Source organism: Porphyromonas sp. CAG:1061 (assembly GCF_000435035.1).
GTDB classification, from domain to species: Bacteria; Bacteroidota; Bacteroidia; order Bacteroidales; family Porphyromonadaceae; genus Porphyromonas_A; species Porphyromonas_A somerae.
This window is the reverse complement of record NZ_HF988930.1, coordinates 189-3577: the sequence shown is the minus strand read 5'-3', so window position 1 is coordinate 3577 and position 3389 is coordinate 189. Positions and strand designations below refer to the sequence as shown.

The window sequence follows — 3389 nt, the reverse complement described above, 5'->3', positions numbered from 1 at the left end:
CCGAGCCGATAGCTCTGGTCGGGGTGGGGCACCCGATGGGCTCTTTGACCTGATTGATGGGGTCACTTATCTCAAGGCGACTGGCACCCTCTTTCTACCTCAAAGGTATCCTTTTATGGAGATACCTCGGGATGGCTACCCTACCTTTCAAGCACTTTATACCAAGAGCCAACGTGAGGCAAAGGAGGCTCAGGAGCTAGACCTCTTTAGAATTCAAGCGGAAGTGACGGGGAGCCAGACGCAGTCGGTGTCGCTAGGTCATCAGAAGATTGAGCCAGGGAGTGTGCGGGTAGAGGCGAGTGGTCGACAGCTCTCCGAGGGGGTGGAGTATGTGATTGATTACCTTTCGGGGAGGCTTACGCTTACCACCAATACCACGGAGACGATCGAGATTACGGTGAAGGAGCGGGAGCAGCAGCGACGCAAGGAGAAGTCTCTTGTGGGAGCGGAACTGAATTGGACGCCCTCCCCTCGCCTCAATGTCGGCGGTACGTTGCTCGCCTATTGGGAGGATAGCCGACGGAATAGGATACGATGGGGTGAGGAGGTGCTACGCAACCGCATGTGGGGGGTGCATGCTAGCTACCATTGGGAGAGCCCATCGGTAATTGAGTGGTTCAATGAGTGGAGTGGACTAGAGGTACGGGAGCCGTTGAAGCTCTCTCTGCAGGCCTCTTATGCGGAGCTGCTTTCCGATTATAATCGTTCGCGCAGTGGCAGTGATAAGATCGTAGTGGAGGACTTTGAGGAGGGCAATAGATATATTGAGCTCACCTATCCGCAGGGGTGGTCTCTAGGGCAGGTGGAGCGACCTGAGAGCCGTGCCCAACTGGCGTGGTTCAAGGTGGATGCTCTTCTGGTACGGGATGGTGCACCACACCAACCAACACACTTAATGAAAGACCAAAGCCAGCGCCGCCACCCTTTGGTTCGAGAGTTGCCCCTCGAGGAGTTCTTTCCGCAGCGCGACCGTTCGCCCATCGGGTTGCAGACGCTCTCCACGCTTAATCTCTCCTTCTATCCCTCCGAGCGTGGTCCCTACAACCCTCAGTCTCCCACGGCACCGCAAGAGATGTGGGGCAGTATCAGCTATCCCCTTTCAACCAATGACCTAGAGAATCGGCGCTACAGTTACATGGAGCTCTGGATGCTCGACCCCTTTACCCTTGACCCCGATGCCCCTGAGGGGATGCTCTACCTGGATCTTGGGCGAATGAAGGAGGAGATTCTCCCCGACCAAGGTATCTACTACGAGGGAAGTGAGACAAAGCAAGAGACGGAGTGGGGGCGAAAGGCACTCACCCCGCCACAGCTCTATGGCTTTGATACTACGGGAAAGGTACCGATCAATCAACAAGATGTGGGGCTGGATGGACTGACCTCGGAGGAGGAGCGGAGCCACCCTCGCTATCAATTGTTTCGTGATGAAAAGGACCCCGCAAAGGACGACTATCGCTTCTTCTTGGGCGATGAATGGGACGAGGTGGAGGCACCGATCTTGGAGCGTTATCGCTATATCAATGGTATGGAGGGCAATTCCACTCCTCGGGTCATTCAAGGGGTGGAGAGTGCCCGGACGTGGGACCCCGATACCGAGGACCTCAATAGGGATATGATTCAGGAGCAGGAGGAGGGCTACCTGAGGTATGAGCTACCGATCACTCGTCAGGGACTAAGTGGTGAGCAGATTGTAGGAGAGAAGCGACTGAGCGAGCGAGAGCGGTGGGTGAAGCTACGAATCCCATTACATGCCCCTTCGGAGCAGATAGGGCAACGAGTGTCGCTACAAGATGTGCGGACACTTCGGTTGTCGCTCACCCGTTTTAGCAAAGAGACACAGCTCCGACTAGCACAGTTTAGGATCGTTTCTATCTCGTGGAGTAAGTTTCAGAGCAGCATCGAGCCGAGTGATATGCGTAGTGCCGAGATGCAGGTGAGTACCCTTTCGCTAGAGGAGGATAGCCAAAGGGCACCAATCCCTTACCTCTCTCCGCCCGAAGTGGAGCGGGATGAGGTGGCAAGTGACTGGGCACTACGTGCTGAGGATGAGCAGGCTTTGGCGATGAAGATAGCGTATCTGGCACCTGGCCAGCCGGTGGCCATATACAAGGAGCAATCGCTCGACCTTCGCCACTATCAGCAGTTGGAGCTTTGGAGTCACTTGGAGTCGGAGCAGATGATTGTTAGGGGTGAGTTGGAGCTTTTTATCAGGGTGGGGCACGACTTTACTCGCAATTACTACGAGTACCGCCTGCCACTCGAGGCAACTCCCATCGGCAATTATTCGGCACTCGGTGAGGAATTGATAAGGTCTGAGGTGTGGCGACCCAATAACCTCGTCCAAATCTCCTTGGCAGAGCTGACCGAGCTCAAGCACCAGCGACAGTTGGCAGGAGGCGAGGACCACATCCCCTTTGTGCAGCCCGACCCTGTCCATCGTGGGGCTACCATGGTGGTGAAGGGGCAGCCCACACTGGGTGAGGTGACGGCTGTGCTAATCGGGGTGCGGAATAAAAGTGACCGCCGACTCTCTGCGGAGGTGTGGGTCAATGAGATGTCGGTGAAAGGAGCAAGGGCCGTGGGTGGAAAGGCAGCCCAAGGGGCGATGCAATTGCAGTTGGGAGAGCTAGCATCGCTTCATCTAGATGGGCAGTATCGCACTGCTGGCTTTGGCGCGATCACCTCGGATAGTCGCAAGTACGAGCTACAGGATATGCAGTCCTTCCTCCTTCGCACCGAGCTAGAGCTGGGTATGCTACTGCCCAAGCGGTGGCAACTGAGGTTCCCTATTCGTTACTCCCTAGAGCGACAGAAGTCTACTCCCTTCTACGATCCCTTTGATAGCGACCTCCGCAATGGGGGCGGCATCGGTGCCACCTTTAGGCAACAGGAGGACCTACAGCTCACCGATATGCGTTGGCTCAATTCAACCGATAAGAGGCGTCCGTGGAGCCTCTCCAATTGGCTATTCAGCTACCGCCTACATCGCCAAAAGGGGTATGCCCCCGACCTACTTGAGGAGCGAGAGCGCAGCTCCGAGAGCGAAGTGACCTACCAATTCGATACCTCGCAAGGCAGTTATATCCGCCTCAATAGTCTTTGGAATCGCTACTTCAGGTACCAGCAATTCCCCTCCGACTACTCTGCCCTCACCACCCTTCGTAGCCGTTGGGACTGGGTAAGGGGGTTGCAAATCAAACAGAGCTACAAGGGGCTCACCCTCTCCCTACAAAGCACCACGATGGCACTCATCCACGAACCATTTGAGGCACGCCACCGCGAGAGTCAAGCGAGCCAATTTGAGTGGATGACACGGGAGATACTACGAGACATTACCGCACTCGGCAGCACGGAGCATTACTTCGGGCAGTTGGAGCTCGCCTACCGCC

General features: G+C 55.9%; 1 protein-coding gene. It reads left to right on the top strand.

Annotated features, from left to right (window positions below; genetic code table 11):
- A partial coding sequence (gene sov / locus QVO39_RS06600; protein ID WP_288171885.1) for a T9SS outer membrane translocon Sov/SprA occupies positions 1–3389 on the top strand: 3389 nt, incomplete at both ends.